The sequence below is a fragment of the Flavobacterium solisilvae genome, from assembly GCF_012911605.1.
GTDB lineage: Bacteria > Bacteroidota > Bacteroidia > Flavobacteriales > Flavobacteriaceae > Flavobacterium > Flavobacterium solisilvae.
Map to the genome: position 1 here is coordinate 1 of NZ_JAAMPT010000083.1, position 272 is coordinate 272.

The window sequence follows — 272 nt, forward strand, 5'->3', positions numbered from 1 at the left end:
CCATCAATATCATCACAACTCGCAAAATCTGCCAATTGGGTTGCCACAATTGGTTTTGGATTAACTTGTAAAATAAAGCTTCCTACTTCGCTTGGACATCTTGTTGTGGCAGCAGCATTGGTATTGGTTACTACTACATAGATGGTTTGTGGGTTAGTCAAATTAGTGTATACCGATGGATTTGTAATCAATGTTGTTAAGGTTGCATCCTCATAAAACGCTACGCTGTAGGTTGATACTGGCGTGGTTTGATTGCCTTCTAATAAATCTGG

General features: G+C 39.3%; 1 protein-coding gene. It reads right to left on the reverse strand.

Annotation, left to right across the window (positions count from 1 at the left end; translation table 11 throughout):
• Window positions 1-272 (reverse strand): hypothetical protein (locus G6042_RS00395; protein ID WP_169522327.1); only part of this gene is annotated, 272 nt, incomplete at both ends.